15 protein-coding genes are annotated in these 14,259 nt (G+C 58.2%); 8 read left to right on the top strand and 7 right to left on the bottom strand.

Annotated features, from left to right (window positions below; genetic code table 11):
* Positions 1–793 precede the first annotated feature (793 nt).
* Entirely contained in the window at positions 794–2,155 is a 1,362-nt protein-coding gene (hemN, locus tag NKG99_RS19210) for an oxygen-independent coproporphyrinogen III oxidase (RefSeq protein WP_352538824.1), read from the top strand.
* A 176-nt stretch (positions 2,156–2,331) separates the two neighbouring features.
* Here the strand turns inward: hemN and NKG99_RS19205 are convergent, their stop codons facing one another.
* Complete coding sequence (locus NKG99_RS19205; RefSeq protein ID WP_023727257.1) at positions 2,332–2,523, bottom strand: hypothetical protein; 192 nt, start codon at positions 2,521–2,523, stop codon at positions 2,332–2,334.
* A 776-nt stretch (positions 2,524–3,299) separates the two neighbouring features.
* Between NKG99_RS19205 and NKG99_RS19200 the strand changes: the two genes are divergently transcribed.
* Positions 3,300–3,854, top strand: a complete 555-nt coding sequence (locus NKG99_RS19200) for a hypothetical protein (protein ID WP_352870222.1) — start codon at positions 3,300–3,302, stop codon at positions 3,852–3,854.
* A gap of 208 nt (positions 3,855–4,062) precedes the next feature.
* Here NKG99_RS19200 and NKG99_RS19195 read toward each other — a convergent pair whose 3' ends face one another.
* Both NKG99_RS19195 and NKG99_RS19190 read right to left on the bottom strand, forming a co-directional pair.
* Positions 4,063–5,718: an MFS transporter gene (locus NKG99_RS19195; RefSeq protein WP_352558844.1), complete on the bottom strand. Its 1,656-nt coding sequence runs from the start codon at positions 5,716–5,718 to the stop codon at positions 4,063–4,065.
* A 210-nt stretch (positions 5,719–5,928) separates the two neighbouring features.
* Positions 5,929–6,381 (bottom strand): hypothetical protein, encoded by a 453-nt coding sequence (locus NKG99_RS19190; RefSeq protein ID WP_352870221.1) that lies wholly within the window; start codon positions 6,379–6,381, stop codon positions 5,929–5,931.
* Positions 6,382–6,931: 550 nt separating this feature from the next.
* Between NKG99_RS19190 and NKG99_RS19185 the strand changes: the two genes are divergently transcribed.
* From NKG99_RS19185 to NKG99_RS19175, 3 genes are all read left to right on the top strand, one after another.
* Positions 6,932–7,219, top strand: a complete 288-nt coding sequence (locus NKG99_RS19185; protein WP_081726247.1) for a hypothetical protein — start codon at positions 6,932–6,934, stop codon at positions 7,217–7,219.
* Positions 7,220–8,277: 1,058 nt separating this feature from the next.
* A complete protein-coding gene (locus tag NKG99_RS19180; protein WP_352538820.1) occupies positions 8,278–8,478 on the top strand; it encodes a ParB N-terminal domain-containing protein in 201 nt (66 codons plus the stop codon).
* Positions 8,479–8,718: 240 nt separating this feature from the next.
* Positions 8,719–9,234 carry an ImmA/IrrE family metallo-endopeptidase gene (locus tag NKG99_RS19175; RefSeq protein WP_352870220.1) on the top strand — a complete coding sequence of 172 codons (516 nt, stop codon included), beginning with the start codon at positions 8,719–8,721 and terminating at the stop codon, positions 9,232–9,234.
* A 237-nt stretch (positions 9,235–9,471) separates the two neighbouring features.
* Here NKG99_RS19175 and NKG99_RS19170 read toward each other — a convergent pair whose 3' ends face one another.
* From NKG99_RS19170 to NKG99_RS19155, 4 genes are read right to left on the bottom strand one after another with little or no spacing between them, the layout of a single operon-like run.
* Positions 9,472–10,428, bottom strand: a complete 957-nt coding sequence (locus NKG99_RS19170; RefSeq protein ID WP_352538818.1) for an ImmA/IrrE family metallo-endopeptidase — start codon at positions 10,426–10,428, stop codon at positions 9,472–9,474.
* Positions 10,425–10,955 (bottom strand): helix-turn-helix domain-containing protein, encoded by a 531-nt coding sequence (locus NKG99_RS19165; RefSeq protein ID WP_023830723.1) that lies wholly within the window; start codon positions 10,953–10,955, stop codon positions 10,425–10,427. Before NKG99_RS19165 ends, NKG99_RS19170 begins: the two co-directional genes overlap by 4 nt.
* A 15-nt stretch (positions 10,956–10,970) precedes the next feature.
* Complete coding sequence (locus tag NKG99_RS19160; RefSeq protein ID WP_023697175.1) at positions 10,971–11,618, bottom strand: hypothetical protein; 648 nt, start codon at positions 11,616–11,618, stop codon at positions 10,971–10,973.
* Positions 11,615–11,821 (bottom strand): ribbon-helix-helix protein, CopG family, encoded by a 207-nt coding sequence (locus NKG99_RS19155; protein ID WP_010913797.1) that lies wholly within the window; start codon positions 11,819–11,821, stop codon positions 11,615–11,617. Before NKG99_RS19155 ends, NKG99_RS19160 begins: the two co-directional genes overlap by 4 nt.
* A gap of 150 nt (positions 11,822–11,971) precedes the next feature.
* On the opposite strand from NKG99_RS19155, the gene NKG99_RS19150 reads away from it, so the two are divergent.
* The 3 genes from NKG99_RS19150 to NKG99_RS19140 are packed head-to-tail and all read left to right on the top strand — an operon-like array spanning position 11,972 to position 14,191.
* Complete coding sequence (locus NKG99_RS19150; RefSeq protein WP_352538817.1) at positions 11,972–12,628, top strand: multiubiquitin domain-containing protein; 657 nt, start codon at positions 11,972–11,974, stop codon at positions 12,626–12,628.
* Positions 12,603–13,790: a ThiF family adenylyltransferase gene (locus NKG99_RS19145; protein ID WP_023697173.1), complete on the top strand. Its 1,188-nt coding sequence runs from the start codon at positions 12,603–12,605 to the stop codon at positions 13,788–13,790. Before NKG99_RS19150 ends, NKG99_RS19145 begins: the two co-directional genes overlap by 26 nt.
* Entirely contained in the window at positions 13,787–14,191 is a 405-nt protein-coding gene (locus tag NKG99_RS19140; protein ID WP_023697172.1) for a ubiquitination-like system serine protease family protein, read from the top strand. Before NKG99_RS19145 ends, NKG99_RS19140 begins: the two co-directional genes overlap by 4 nt.
* Positions 14,192–14,259: the final 68 nt, after the last annotated feature.

Here is a 14,259-nt window from a genome sequence, read left to right as displayed (position 1 = left end):
ATCACCCCTTTTCACCTCCGCGGTGGGCCTTACAAAGGGTACTACTGCAAATAACGTACCATCCTGACGACCCAGCTGCGGCTTGAAGCTCAAATGTGCGGGCGGACCTTGGTTCCCGCTTCCGTTCTTTTTGCCTTGCGGATCCACCCAAGCAGGAACGGCAAATCTTTCGGCTACGGCTCGTCTGTTCGCTTCGCGACAGTTTGGCTTAATGGCGACGGCATTGTTTGCTGTGAGCCCCGCCGTTGAGGCATCATGCGGCGGCCACCGCCCGGTACGACGCCGTCACTTTGGCGAGCTGATGGTCGATAACCACGCGCCGCAGCCTTGCACCACTGAATCAGTAGGCGCTAGCCTTGGCAGTGCGGCGGACCTGACGGTCGCGTCGAGCAGGTTCTCGTCCTGAAAGCGGCGCGCCACAGCTAATGCTTCTTGCCAGCAATTCACACAACGAGCTCATCGAGATGGCAGAGATCACTATGGGGCGGCGCTAGCTGGCGAGCAAAGTCTGGTCCCAACACCGTATTGTCTCGTCGGATGCGGCATCTGCGCTCAGAAGAATCTCCCACGCGCAGATGAAGGGAAGGTACGGTGGAACAAAACGGTGCGCGTGAGGGTTGCGGCGGGAACACCACGCTGACCGAGTGCGCTCAGACCATCGCTGTCCAGCCAAGACTGAACGGCGCCCATTGCTAAAAAATTTCGAGCCCAAAGCGGAACGGACTGACATAGCGCAAAGACGCAGGCGAGCGCAGCGGTAAGGTTGGATGTTATCAGCATGGGACGGTGACCGTTGCAGACCACGAAATTTCGAGAGGCCCGGCTGCCTTGGTACACTATCTATCCGGCTGTGTCGGAGTTCTCTGGGGCGGTCGGCGCCGAGGCTTATGAGGAATGGCTCAGGAACCTGCCGGCTGATGATCCGGTGTCACTCTATCTGCACGTTCCGTTCTGCCGATCAGCCTGCTGGTATTGCGGCTTCCCAACCACCATCACCCGCCGTGATGCGCCCATCCTCAACTATCTGGCGGCGCTGCGTGACGAGATCCGTCTGGTTTCGGTGCGAGTGCCGAAGACGTTGCCCGTGAGCGACATACATTTCGGCGGCGGAACGCCGTCTCTCATCGGACCAGCCGAGTTCCTCGCTCTGATGGAGTTCCTGCGATGCCGCTTCGCCATCTCGAAAACAGCTACGGTCGCCATCGAGATCGATCCACGCACGCTCACGCCCGAGATGGCGGAAGGCTTGGGAGCGGCCGGCGTGAACCGCGCGAGCCTGGGCGTACAGAGCTTCGATCCCATTGTTCAAAAAGCGATCAACCGGATCCAGAGCGAGGCCCAGACGTCGGCTGCCGTGGAAATGCTGCGCCGGCATGGAGTAAGCCGCATCAACTTCGACCTCATCTACGGCCTGCCGCGTCAAACGGTGGAGTCGTGCGTCGAAACAGTGAGGGCGGCGGTCGCCATGCGCCCCGACCGGCTTGCCTTGTTCGGCTACTCGCACATCCCATCCCAAATAAAGAATCAGCGCCTCATCGAGGCGGAATTTCTTCCCGACAGCGCTGCCCGCGCTGAACAGTATGCGGCTGTCACCGTGACGCTGATTGCCGCCGGCTACCGACAGATCGGGCTCGACCATTTCGCCTTGCCGGACGACGAGCTCGCGCTGGCACAGGAAACAGGTCGCCTGCGACGTAACTCGTTGGGCTACTCGGCCGATACCTGCAGAACCCTGATCGGTTTCGGCGCGTCGGCTATCGGCCGCATCGGCCAAGGATACGTTCAAAACGAAGTTACACGGGATTCCTACATCCGGCACATCGCAGCTGGCCGACTGGCGACATCGAAGGGCCATCGCCTCACAGACGACGACCGCGTGCGAGCCGCAATTATCGAGCGATTAATGTGCGATTTCGAGGCTGACGTGCCGGCAATCTGTGTCGCCCACGGATCTGATCCGATCCATCTTCGCGATTCGGCTGAGCGCTTGGCCATGCTGGCCAAGGACGGGATAGTGGACTTCGAAAACGGCTTTGTCCGCGTACGGCGGGAGCATCGCTTTGGGATTCGCGCTGTCGCTGCCGCATTCGATGTGTTTAGGGATGGCGTTACGTATATCCCGCAGCAGCTTAATGCGATGCAAAGCACAACATAGTCCGGCATCAATGTCTCCGCTTGGAACCGCCGGCCTACTTGCCACGCCGGCCGGGCGCTGGTCTGGCAAGTGGGCTTTCCGTTTGCCAATGCGTTCGTTCCCGGCCCTCACGGGGCGGCGAGTCCCTGCCGTGAGCGCCTCACCCGCGAGGCTACATGGCGGCCGTGGAGACTACCTCAGCAGCGGCGCCCGATCGGAAACCTTAGCACCTCAGCGCTTTGGCGTGGCTGCTTGAACTCTTCGACGGCAACCGCCTCAATTAGCAGGTCCAAGGCTTCGCGGCCCCTTTGACTCATCGGGTCATCCCCACAAAGGTAGTCATACGCTCGATCTAAATGCACTCGGGCGGCGGAAAAATCGCTTGTCATATCATAGAACCCTCTCTACCCGCCCGCATTGCCGTCTACGAGGTGAAGGTAGTGCAATCGTCAATATATACAGATAAATTTGAATTAAATCGGAGATGATCATGGAGGCCGAGTTCCCTGACCTGATGCCGCCATCGAGCCCGCCGACGACCACTCGCTGGCGCTCGGTCGCTTCATAAATGCCGAGCACCCCGTCCCGCGACCACCTCTGACCTCCCTCCTTCGATGCTAGACGCGTGGAAGACATGGCTGCGCCGCCGCTGCGAGAAAGGCGTGTCCCGTTGCGCGGCGGCTGCATAGTGGGCAGCCAGCGCCGGGAGCTAATCGGCAAAGCCGCGTGTGGTGATTTTGCATAGCGGGCGCAGGCGAATCGCCACGCCCGTCCAGCATGTCCGATGCCGCGTAGGCCGCCAGGATCCCTGAGCGGAGTGCATGCACGATCCCGCGTGATGACAGTGGATCGGCACAGAACAGGCAGTCGCCCGCCGCGACCCAGCGGTCACCGGCGGCGGGATCGATCGTTGCGGTTCCCGCCGCCTTGATCATGCTGGCGGTCTCGATTGCGTTGGGCGGCACGAGCGGCGCGATGGACTGCGTTGCGGCTAAAGCGCGGTACCAATGTCCGGCTTTGCGCAGTTCGCTGCCCAGATCCGGATCGGTGAGGCACGCGCAAGTCGGCGCTGTACCACCAGCCTTCGGGACGCGCCTCGACGACCATGCTGCAATCGCCCGGTGCGCGGTCGAAAAAGCGTGTGTAGGCGGCAAGATGTCCGTGCATGGTGAGCTTGGCGCCGAAACATCGCGCCGGCCTCCAACTGCGACCGGTCGCCCAAACCACGTGCGCGGGCAACGATAGCTTCATCGGCCAGCTTGAGCAGCCAGCCTTGATCGTCGCGCACTGCCGAACCCACGGCCGAGCCAAACCGCGTGTCCACACCTGCCGCCTTGGCCGCCTGCACCATCAGCCGGTCGAATCGCGTCCGGTCGAGCTGCCAGCCGGCACCTTGAGCGGAAAACATGCCGTGCCGCTCGCTGGGAACTTCATTGGCCCACACCGAAACAAGCGCACGATTTTCAACGAAGCCGGCCTCGGCGAACGGCGTCCAGACACCAAGCTGACGCAGCAGCCCATTCGCTACTGCCGGCAGCACCTCTCCCGGCTTTGGCCGATCATGCCTTCCTGCTTCCAGCAACAGCACGCTCCGCGCGGGTGCATCGTTGCCAACGCCAGTCCGGATGTGGTCGCCGCCGAACGTGATCGTCTCAGCGAGCTGGCGGGACAAAATGCCAACCTCAAGATAGCGTTGGCCCGGATCAGCGAGGCGGACTGAGGAAGACTTTAAATTCAAAAGGTGACACGCGGCAATAGTCGCGTGCCGCTGTAGCCCCAGGCTCCGCTTCACCGTCGGGACCGATCGGTCGCACTCTCAGCCTGGGGTTCTTCTCTGCCACCCATCATCGAATTTTGGTGGATTGTCCGTCTCCCGCACCGGTTTGAGCGCGATAGACAAGAATCGCGTTTTCTGTGCCGGCCGGGCTTCAATGACGGGGATGGCGAAAAGCTGAGTGCTCGGGCTTGCGGGCCGAGCTTGTCGGCCGCTCGATGGAAAGGGTCATTTGAGGTGGGGTCTCGGCCGCGTGCAGCTGAAAGACACGCTCGTCCAGTTCCTTGTCCACTTCCGTCAGACGATGATTGAGGCGAAGGTAGTCCGTCCAGGTCGGCGTGCGGAACGTTTCTGTCCAATGCATAGGCTTCTGCAGGTTCCGCTGGAGCGTCCAGTTCCGAGCACCGACGCGGCTGTGTACATGGCGCCGCTGCCGCATGAGGTCGAGGAAGGCCTCGAGATTTCTCTCGGCTATCAGATATTCGATCTTGACCACGATCGGGCCGCTCCTCGGCTTCAAGTTGAGAGAGACAGCTGGGGCATCGAATTCCTCCAAGGGATCGGGCTCGGAGTCGCGGTGCTCTCGAAGAGGAAAGAGAACGCCGGCTGCAGCGACGATCAACAGGGCTCCAGCGGAGCCCTCCAGCGCCCAGGTCAACGAATGGTTTTCGGCCACCGTGCCCCACACCCAGCTGCCGAGCGCGATGCCGCCGTCTATCAAAGCATAGTAGATCGAGATGGTGCGCCCCACGACCCAGCGCGGGCTCGCCAGCTGCACGCTCACACCAACCCCGGACCAGGCGGTCACCCAGCCCGCGCCGCCCAAGGCGAGTGCAATTGCCGCAACGGCAATCGAAGATGTCAGTGCCAGGGAGAGAGAACACGCCGCACAGGCGACGCAGGAGAGCCTCATCAGCCTTTCTTGCGACAAGCTCCGTCTGAACAGGCTGTTGGAGAGGCCGGCGAAAACGGCACCGGTCCCGAAGCCAGCCATGAGCGCGCCATAGGCAAGCGGGCCTCCTCCCAGCTGGTCGCGGACAACCACCGGCAGCAGCGCGAGTATGGCGATGCTCGCCAGGCCAAAGAGGGTTCCGCGCGCGATCGCGGCCTTGATTTCCGATGACATCGCCGTGAAGCGCAGCCCGTCATAGATCGCCGTCCTCATCGACTCGCGTGGAAGAGGGGAAGAACGAACCTTCCACTTGCAGCGCCAAATAGTGGCCAAGGGTACGAAATAGGTGAGCGTGGTCACCGCGAATGCCGCCATAAGGCCAAACGAGGCAACTACAATGCCGCCGAGCGCCGGGCCCACAGTCCGGACGGTATTGAATCCAACAGAAAGCAGGGTGACGGCAGCGGGAACATCTCGTCGATCCACAATATCGCCAACCGACGCTTGCCAGGCCGGATCATTGAGAGCACCGCCGCTTGCGATCAAGAAGCTGAAGCCGAGGATCATCCACGGACTGACAAAGCCCAGCGCCAGCGATGCGGTCAGCATCGCGGAGGCAGTCACCATAAGGCACCGACCGGCGAACATGACCCGGCGCCGGCTGAAATTGTCAGCGAGAGCCCCGGCGAAGACAGACAAGACGAAGGCGGGCAGGTTCGATGAAGCCTGAACCAACGCAACCATCAGATCGGAAGTCGAGATCGTTGCCATCAGCCAGCTGATGGCGACAGTCTGCATCAACCAGCCGAGGCTTGAAACCTGCGTGGCGAGCCAGATCGAGCGAAAGGTGGGCTGCAGAAGTGGCCCAAAGGTCGTTGGTGCAGCCAAATCTTCGTTTGATCCAGCCACCCTACTCATTTTGCGAACCTTTTCTTTCCGTTATTGTCGCTTCCCATGTAATCTAGGCTGAACCGTGGCGGCTTAAGAATAGATGGCCCATTTGCCTACGACGAATGTGGCCACAGTTCCTCCTGACCAGTTGTCAGGCGGCCGGGACGCAGACATGGGCCGGCTCACTCGCCTTCAACGACATCTTGGTGAGCCGGGATTCACATGTCATTTGAGGCATCATGCTCGATCGACGCGCGGCCGAGCGATTTTTCGCGAAACGTTACCCTGTTCTTTTGTTGGAAACTCACTCATCAGCGGCGTTCGATGCTGAGTGTGGCTTCCGAAAAGTGAGGACGCTTGCAGATCTTTGACAGGATCAGTTCCCTGATAGATGCAGACGATTGCCAGGCCGCGATCGAAGACGCGCGCGCCCTGCTCCTTCAGTTCGGACAAAAGTCTGATGCGCTCACACATGCGATCGACGAGTTTCTGCTCGACCTGATGACATTGGCTTTCATCGTCGAATGTTACGGACGCGGCTTTGAACTTTTGGCGCGAACGCTTGCCCGTAGAAGGCTGGCGAAGGTCAGACTGTTGTCGGGAGGGGTCGGCCGGGCAGAACGGGTTCCAAAGCCTGATGGCTGAACCGGCGATCGAGCCGCGTTCCATTAACGACGTGGCGACCGCCAAAAAAAGGGCATCGGAAAACCGAGGCCCTTTAGGTGTAAAGTCAAAACCTTCAGAGGGGAACAGCTGATACCATGGAATGGGAGGAAACCATCGCGTGCATCAGCTGTAAGCTTAATGGCTAAAAGTTGTGCAATGCGCAAACACATTTTGTGCAATGCAGCTATGCAGTAACGCAAAGCCTCAAGTTGCAAGATCGATTTTGGAAATGTTTGCTGCTCGTACGGTGATGGGCGAGATCCTTAAGCGTATGTACGGCGGCATGATGGACGCTTGCAAGCAGCCAGACAAGATTATCGCGAAGCTAAAATAAGAGGTTCGATCCAATCGGCGATGCTCAATACCCGCGCCATTCTGGTTCAGCCGGGCGTTACATCGCCTCGCCAAGTTGAGGATGTATTGGTCGCGAGCAGCCGTGCGCCAATTTGGAACCCACGACCATATGCAACGATTGGGGACTGTCCGAAGAAGGCCGAGAACGGTTGAAAGTGCGCTAGATGGAGATATTCTGAATTGGAACGGGGGCCTGGTTCATCGCCAAAGCGAGACATGGATGAAAAGCAGATCGCGCCCAACGCCTGATCCAACCATTGCAACGGAAGTCCCCTGGTCGGAAAGCCTAACCGCATATGATGACAAGCATTTCGAGCTCTATTTGAAGCTCATGGACGCTTGCGCCGACAGTGCCAGCGAAGAGGAGATGGCGCTGGATGTACTGGGTATCGATCCGGTCAAAGAGCCAATCCGCGCCCGTAAGGCCCTTCGCAGTCACCTCAAACGGGTGCTCTGGTTTATGCATGAGGGCCATAAGGAACTGCTTCCAAGCCGGCCGCCTCAATAACTGCGGCGCCGAACAAGGTTGCCCGAGAGATCAGGTGGCGCCCTCGGGGGATGCGAGGACACTTGAAAGCCGCAATCGGGTTATCATCTCCATACTGCGTGATCTCTCGGTGTACTACGGTCCCGACTTTACGGATGTCACCCCCGTCGGCCTGGGGCACCCCTTCAAGGTGACATTCACGTCGGCCCCGGATTTGTCTGGCACCTACGAGAACGTTGCAGGGAGCGGCTCGGTAAGCGGCTTTGAACGACCCGGTCAACTCGTAATGACCTACTCCGGAGCAGATGGGATGTCCCATGGAGTTGCCATTCTCCAAGACATTCAGACCCACCTTTCTTCCAACAACGTCGAGCATGATTACGTGGGAGCCGTTTTGGTCCACGCTTGCTATAAGGCGGACACCCAGCAGTGCGATGCCGCCAAATCACGCAATATAAATTCTGCAGGGCGATTTTGTCGAAAAACAGGGAACCCGACAAGGATCCTTCCCTCAAGGGTTACTCGACGAACCATGTTCGGCTTTTCAGAACGATCTGAAGCTGAAACTTAGCCCGACGGCACAGCTTTAGGCACGAAGGCGCTCACCAGGGTCGCAGCTCAAAGAGAACGGCGCCCTTCGCCGGGGGGCCGTCCGTTCCGCATCCCGCCTGACGGCGGCGCGTTGCTGATGCTCCTACGGCCGCCCTGTTGAGCCGGTCTCAGGGCCACGGTCTTTCTCCTGCACCGATCTGACTTGGTCCCGCTGGCGGGCATTTAGGTGCTTCCGTTTTGTACGCTCTTCTTTCTTGGGCCGCTTCGCGGCACGGCTGCGCCGACATGGATGTGCCTAGCGGCACCTCTCCTATGTAGCGGGAAGAGAGGCGCGCGGCCCTCTCTCCCCAGCAAGCCGCCGCGGGCGGGTTCCCCCATCTTCCTCCGCTTCGCTAGGTGCAGACCGGGGAGACCCCTCCGCCCCCGGGACTTGCCCCCCCCCTAGCTCCCCGCTACTCGCCGCGAGGCAGGGGTTCAGGGGACCTGAACCCATCAGGTCAATCCCTGAAATCAACACGAGCAAGTCCATGAATACCGCAGTTATCACTATCCCGCCCGCAGGTAGGGCCGAACTGGCCGCCAGCATCGAGGCCCATGGCCTCATCCATAACCTTTTGACCCGCAAGGCCCCGAAGGGAGCCAAGTTCGAAGTCGTCGCCGGAGGGCGGCGACTGGGGGCGTTGCGGTTGCTGCTGGACGAGGGCCGCACCTACAGGGCGTGGCTGTGACCAAGGATTATCCGGTCAACCGCTGGCTTGAAGACATTACGGCAGTTGCCGGCCATTATGCGTTTCTCCCTGAAGTCGACCTGCCAGATTTACTCAACGGCTTAGGCTACCGAAGCCTGGGGATGAGGATCTGGAGGGCATTGCCCAAACAGCGCGAGAGCACTGGGGAATCGGATTGCGACCGACCCCAACGTAGTTGCTCTGCTGGAGCAGATCGGCGTCGTCGTGGCGAGCGAACCAATGGAAACCACACAGTTGGATGGGCTAAGCAGGTGGGGATCTGATCGTCGCCCACACGTACTTCTAGCGCAGTCATTCGCGCGAAGACAATTTGATGCCGCGCACGAGTTGGCCCACCTCTTGCTGCACCGTGCAGTGTCCGAGGATGAGCTTGTCGAGAACTTCAAGCTGATCCAAGACCAAGCTCATCGGTTCGCTTCAGCGTTGCTTCTGCCGGCGAGTCAGTTCTCGGCTGAGGTCACTAGTGCCTCGCTTTGGGAGCTGAGAAGGTTCGCTGGCGCGTGTCCATCAAGGCTCAGATCATGCGCCTCCAACGCCTCTGCATTGTCGATGCCGAGGGAGCGACCCGCCTTTATCGTAGCTACAGCGCCAAGGGCTACTCAGGATCCGAGCCCTACGATGACGTTTGGCCGCTGCAGCAACCTACGTTACTGGCTGATGTATTTCGGACCGTGGTGGATGACGGGGGCTGTCCAAGGAAGAGCTTCGGCACGATCTGCCGTTGTTCGCTCATGATGTTGAGAGCTTGGCTGCACTTCCTCCGGGCTGGCTCTCGCAAGAGCCTGCTCGCGTCGTGAAGCTGAAGCTCGTGGCGCCGACCCGCGGTGAGGGGCCGTCCGGCCAGCTCGGCGAGGTCATACCAATGTCGCGCCGACAATAAGCGACGTCCGCCAAGAAATATGCCGCAAGCGAAACAGCGGTGGTGTGCTTACATATGGGCAAGCTGCCGTTGAGATAACCGTCTGCCTGTGCCTAGGCTGCCCTATAGCCGACAGGGAAAATGCGCTGGTGTTTCTTCTTGTAGATGCAGTAAGTGAGCAGATCGTAGGTGTTTGAGAAGCTGTGCAACCAGAATACATGGGGTTCGCCGTTCGCATCATAAAAGATGCTTTCGCCTTCGCCTACTGGACCCCGTTTGCGGTTCGTTGCGTGATCGCAGATCGCGGAATAGGCAACTGTGGTGGTGATTCCGGGAAAGTGCTCAGCTAAAGCTATCGATCTTGGAAAATATGCCACATTGTCATTCCCCGCCTTCTCGCAAATATCTCTGTGATACGGATGCCGACTGACAACGCCGAAGGCAGGAAACTCCGGGTCGCGTTCACAAACCATTTGCCAAAGTGTTGTTGTAAGTGTGTTCCCATAGCGCTTGCGAAGCTGCTCGATACTCTTCCATTCCAATGAGCAGTCCAGCGCTTCCGGTCGAAACCTTCCTCCGAGAAACAAGAGATGGCGTCCGCCATAGTTAGCTTCTGCTTCCATTGCCTGATGGAATGTTGGGTTCAGCGTGGACTCGTTGTCGCCCAGAAGCAGGGAGCGATGCCACGGTAGAAGGTCATGTGTAATTTCATGTGCGATGAGGAAGCGTCGCTTTAGCTCGGCTACCTCGTCATCGATGAAGATTCTTTTGTCGCCTTCCTTCAACATTAGGATACCACGAAGGCCATATTGCTGGACTACATCGACCATGCGCTTAGCCGTGCTGGTGATCTCGTTCCCAGCCATTCGCGCCCTGTGGGCGATCTCATCTAATAGGCTCAAGTTCGCCTTGCTATAATAGGTAAGGTCAAGCTTTTGCAGCGCGCGCACCTGCTCGAGCCTTAATGGGGGCTCTGGATTGCCGAGATCACGTAGCAAACGTGATATGTGCTCATGGATATCTCGGCGCTCAAAGTTCCCGATTATCGGCTCAATCGCAGACATGGTCATCCATTCTTCTTATCGATTGACGCCAGTACCTTAACGAAATCGTTGAGGTCGCGCCTTTCAGCCTGGCTTAGTTTCGATAGGTCGTCTGAACTCGCAGCAAAACGATGCACCGCTTCGGTGAGATTGTCATTCTGCGCGGACGCCGCCGCAGTCAGCAGTCCTACAGCACGTGCTGAAACCCCAATAAACTCGGCTAGCTGATGAACGGTACGCGGGCCTGGAACATAGTTGGGATCCTTCTCCACCTGCTCCAATTCCGCCGCATCAACACGAATTTTGGCAGCCAACTGCGCAATGCTTAAACCGTCCTTGCGTCGAAGCTGATGCACCAACTTAAACAACACAGCAGATTTCTGTTCGGGGGCAGCCGAATTAGGCTGCCCCGCAGTTGCTTGATGACGAGACTTCTCCTGCATAAGACGCTCAAGCGGAGCTGCGTCGCGGAGCGGGAGCCCCACGTCGCAATCGACATCCGGATCATGTTCGATATGGCTGCGCAGCCAATCGGCAGTGAAATGTAATTTCATGGTCGACTCCTCTTGTTAGTGTTGCACGGATAGGAAAGTCGCAGCATCCCTGCTGGAAAGCTCGAAGTATCTAAGTCCTTTATGTACTCCTTCGCTATCCGTTCCGAAATCCGTCATTCCGATCGCATCCCGGTAGAAAACTTCTGCGCCACGAAGTGAATGCAGACCAATTCGGCCACCAAATTCCTCTTCTAGGCTCAAGCTGACGGCCGTACCGATGAGCACACGGCCCGCGCCCTTGTAAGTCGGGTCAGCAACCAACTTTGGTCGGTTCCATGGAGCCGTCGCCAAAAACTCCACGTAGATCAGCGGCGCTCGCTGATGCTCGGGGTGGCGACTGAAGCAATCCTGACCGCCTTTGCGCGTCATCATGATGGCTTGGGTACTGCCACCACATTCAAGCACGAAGAAATCGAACAGGAAGGGGTCGTTCAGCGCAACCAGCGCCTTCTTGCCCCATTCCCAATGGGCGTCTTCAGCATTGACCTCTGCTAACGTCTGAAGGGAAGCCTTAGCCTCCCTCCGACGCAACTCAAAAAGAGGTCGCCAGCGTCCTTCGATATGCGCGAGATTCGTGCTGTCCAAGCCATGATACAGGTGTGCATCTTCGTACAGGCCTGTGGCACGATTTTTGAGAAAGACTCGATCGATCAGCCCTTTCATAGAACCATAAGCTCTACTTTTTCTGATTTATCCGCGCTTTCGACGAACACCTTTTCGCCCCGCGCCAGTCGATCATCGACTGATTTGTAGAGCCGCAGCGCTTGGCGAACGAGTGCGGTTTTAGACAACCCTTTTTCTTCACACATGGTTTCAAGGACGCTCATTTCTGCGTCCGACAAATTAAGCGTCATCGTACGCTTCACAGGCGCTTCTCCCTAACCAGCACTCTCCATGTAGCTATAAAGTCCATACCTGTCAATCAAAAAACAATCATTAATTAGCCAATCAATAGCTAGACATTGGCTAAAAACTCCATATATGATTTGTGCAGAATGAGAAACAAGGAGGGTTCAATGCCTGACGTAACGCACTTTACATATAAGCTGGATGGTCGCGTGATCGCCACCAATGACGCCATAATCTCAGGTCGCGAGGTCCGCACCATCGGCGGGCTCAATCCAGCTAGCGGTTATATTCTCATCCAGATTGCGGACGGGTCGACGCGTTCGATCGGGCTTGAGGAGCCGACCGACCTGCGACAGATGCCGCAGCCTGAGTTCCTTTCATTCGAAGGTGATCGGACCTTCTCCCTCACCGTCAACGAGCGCGGCTGGGAATGGGGGGCGGCCAAACTCTCCGCAGCTGACATCTACCGTTACGCCAGCATCGATGAGGAACTCGAGCTAATCCTGGACAGCGCCGGCGACGCGGTCATTCCCGCTGATGGCGAGGTGACTCTGGGCGGACAGGGAGTCGAGCGCATCCGCAGCCGCGAAGCGAAGACGGTGGTCATCAAAGTCAACGGGCGACCGCGTACGGTGCCCAAGAAAAAGCTCAGCTATCGTGAGGTTGCACTTCTCGCCTACCCTGACGCCGACTTCGAGAAATTCAAGTACACGATAACTTACCTGAAAGGTGTACACGGCGCGGAAGGTGATCTGGTGGAGGGCGAAAAGATCGAAGTCAAGAATGGGATGGTCTTCAATGTCCGCCGATCTGATAAGTCGTGATCCACATCTGAAGCAACTGCTGGACGAGGGGTTTGAGCTTGAGATGCGCGACCTCGTCCTCCTCGTTCACAGCGTGCCCTATGTGAAGCGGGACATGTCGCTTGGTCGAGGCACACTTGTCTGCACTCTGTCGCTGGATACGGAAGGCCTGACCTCGACTCCACTGACGGACCACACCATGTGGTTCGCCGGCGAGACGCCTTGCCATCGCGATGGCACGCCAATGACAAATATCATCCATAATAGTCAGGAAGCGACTGTGGGGTCGGACATCAAGGTCCACCATTATTTCTCGTCGAAGCCAGAAGGCACCGGCCAGTATGCCAACATTTACGACAAGGTTGTCACCTATGAGTCTCACCTCGGTGCTGCTGCGCGGTCTCACGACAAGACCGCCAACGCGCGTACAGGCGTCACGTTGGCCAGTGCGGAGGACGATAGTCCCTTCGCGATTCCCGATTCTGCGTCAGTCCGCTACGGAATCCTCGCCGCCAACCGCAAACTCAGGGGCAGCATCGCGATCATCGGCCTCGGCGGAACCGGTGCCTATCTGCTCGACCTCGCCGCCAAGACCCGTGTTGCCGAGATCCACATCTACGATGACGACCAGCTTCTCAACCACAATCTTTTCCGTTCGCCTGGTGCTCCTGAACTGGTGCTAGCGAAGAATTTCCCCCGCAAGGTAGATTATTACGCTGCGCTCTACGCGCGCATGCACAAGGGCGTGAAGCCGCACACCACTCGAGTGACGGCTGACAACATTGACGAATTTTCAGCCTATGACTTCGTATTTGTCTGCGTTGATAAGGGATCGTCGCGGCGCGTGATTGCCGAAGGGCTGGTTCGCCTGGGCATTGCATTCGTCGACACTGGCATAGGTATAGGGCTGGACGACAACACGCTCGACGGTTGCGCAAGGGCAACGTTTATTGCCCCTGGCATGCCGTGGGCGGAAGTGGCTACCCATCTGTCGTTCGGTGACGACGACGAAGAGGCCGATGTGTACGGAACCGAAATCCAGATCGCCGAACTCAATTCTTTGAACGCGATTATGGCGGTCATGCGCTGGAAACGCTGGCTGACCTTCTATCGTGATGAGCGCAACGAAAGGAACGCGACATACATGATCGAGGGCAACAATATCACAAACCGGGTGACATGATGGCTCGGGTGGATTGTCTTACAACGGTCTTCGTCGAAGACATTCCGGAACAACTGGAAGACGGTGTCCTTTACGTGTCGCGCGAATGCCACGTCGCGCTGCATAATTGCGCGTGTGGGTGCGGCGAGGAGGTTTCAACACCGCTCGTTCCGACTGAATATGACCTCATTATGGAAGACGAGGGAGCCTCGATATGGCCGTCGATCGGCAATCACGACTTCCCTTGTGGCTCGCACTACATCATTAAAAGCGGCCGCATCCAATGGGCCGGCAAGATGTCTCGCGCGCAGATCGAAGCGGGCCGCGTCCATGACCGTCTGCTCAAGCGCGGCGCCCAGCCGAAGGGGCTCAGGGCCATCGTCGCATGGTTCAAGCGCCTGTGGATCAAGTTCATTGGCTAATCAACGTTTGCCATGGGGTCGGCCGCAATTTGCGGTCGGGCTGGCGCCGACACGGCTGTCCTCCGATT

Source organism: Mesorhizobium sp. M1409, from assembly GCF_040317535.1.
Classification (GTDB): Bacteria; Pseudomonadota; Alphaproteobacteria; order Rhizobiales; family Rhizobiaceae; genus Mesorhizobium.
The sequence above is the reverse complement of the archived record's forward strand: the minus strand, read 5'-3'. Positions and strand labels throughout refer to the sequence as shown.

What these genes read in the sequence shown, in the direction of transcription:
- NKG99_RS19145 (WP_023697173.1), top strand. Translation starts at nt 12,603, where the DNA reads ATGTCCGCCGATCTGATAAGTCGTGATCCACATCTGAAGCAACTGCTG.
- NKG99_RS19195 (WP_352558844.1), bottom strand. Translation starts at nt 5,718, where the DNA reads ATGAGTAGGGTGGCTGGATCAAACGAAGATTTGGCTGCACCAACGACC.
- NKG99_RS19205 (WP_023727257.1), bottom strand. Translation starts at nt 2,523, where the DNA reads ATGACAAGCGATTTTTCCGCCGCCCGAGTGCATTTAGATCGAGCGTAT.
- NKG99_RS19200 (WP_352870222.1), top strand. Translation starts at nt 3,300, where the DNA reads ATGGTGAGCTTGGCGCCGAAACATCGCGCCGGCCTCCAACTGCGACCG.
- NKG99_RS19160 (WP_023697175.1), bottom strand. Translation starts at nt 11,618, where the DNA reads ATGAAAGGGCTGATCGATCGAGTCTTTCTCAAAAATCGTGCCACAGGC.
- NKG99_RS19165 (WP_023830723.1), bottom strand. Translation starts at nt 10,955, where the DNA reads ATGAAATTACATTTCACTGCCGATTGGCTGCGCAGCCATATCGAACAT.
- NKG99_RS19140 (WP_023697172.1), top strand. Translation starts at nt 13,787, where the DNA reads ATGATGGCTCGGGTGGATTGTCTTACAACGGTCTTCGTCGAAGACATT.
- NKG99_RS19175 (WP_352870220.1), top strand. Translation starts at nt 8,719, where the DNA reads ATGGAAACCACACAGTTGGATGGGCTAAGCAGGTGGGGATCTGATCGT.
- NKG99_RS19185 (WP_081726247.1), top strand. Translation starts at nt 6,932, where the DNA reads ATGAAAAGCAGATCGCGCCCAACGCCTGATCCAACCATTGCAACGGAA.
- NKG99_RS19150 (WP_352538817.1), top strand. Translation starts at nt 11,972, where the DNA reads ATGCCTGACGTAACGCACTTTACATATAAGCTGGATGGTCGCGTGATC.
- NKG99_RS19170 (WP_352538818.1), bottom strand. Translation starts at nt 10,428, where the DNA reads ATGACCATGTCTGCGATTGAGCCGATAATCGGGAACTTTGAGCGCCGA.
- NKG99_RS19180 (WP_352538820.1), top strand. Translation starts at nt 8,278, where the DNA reads ATGAATACCGCAGTTATCACTATCCCGCCCGCAGGTAGGGCCGAACTG.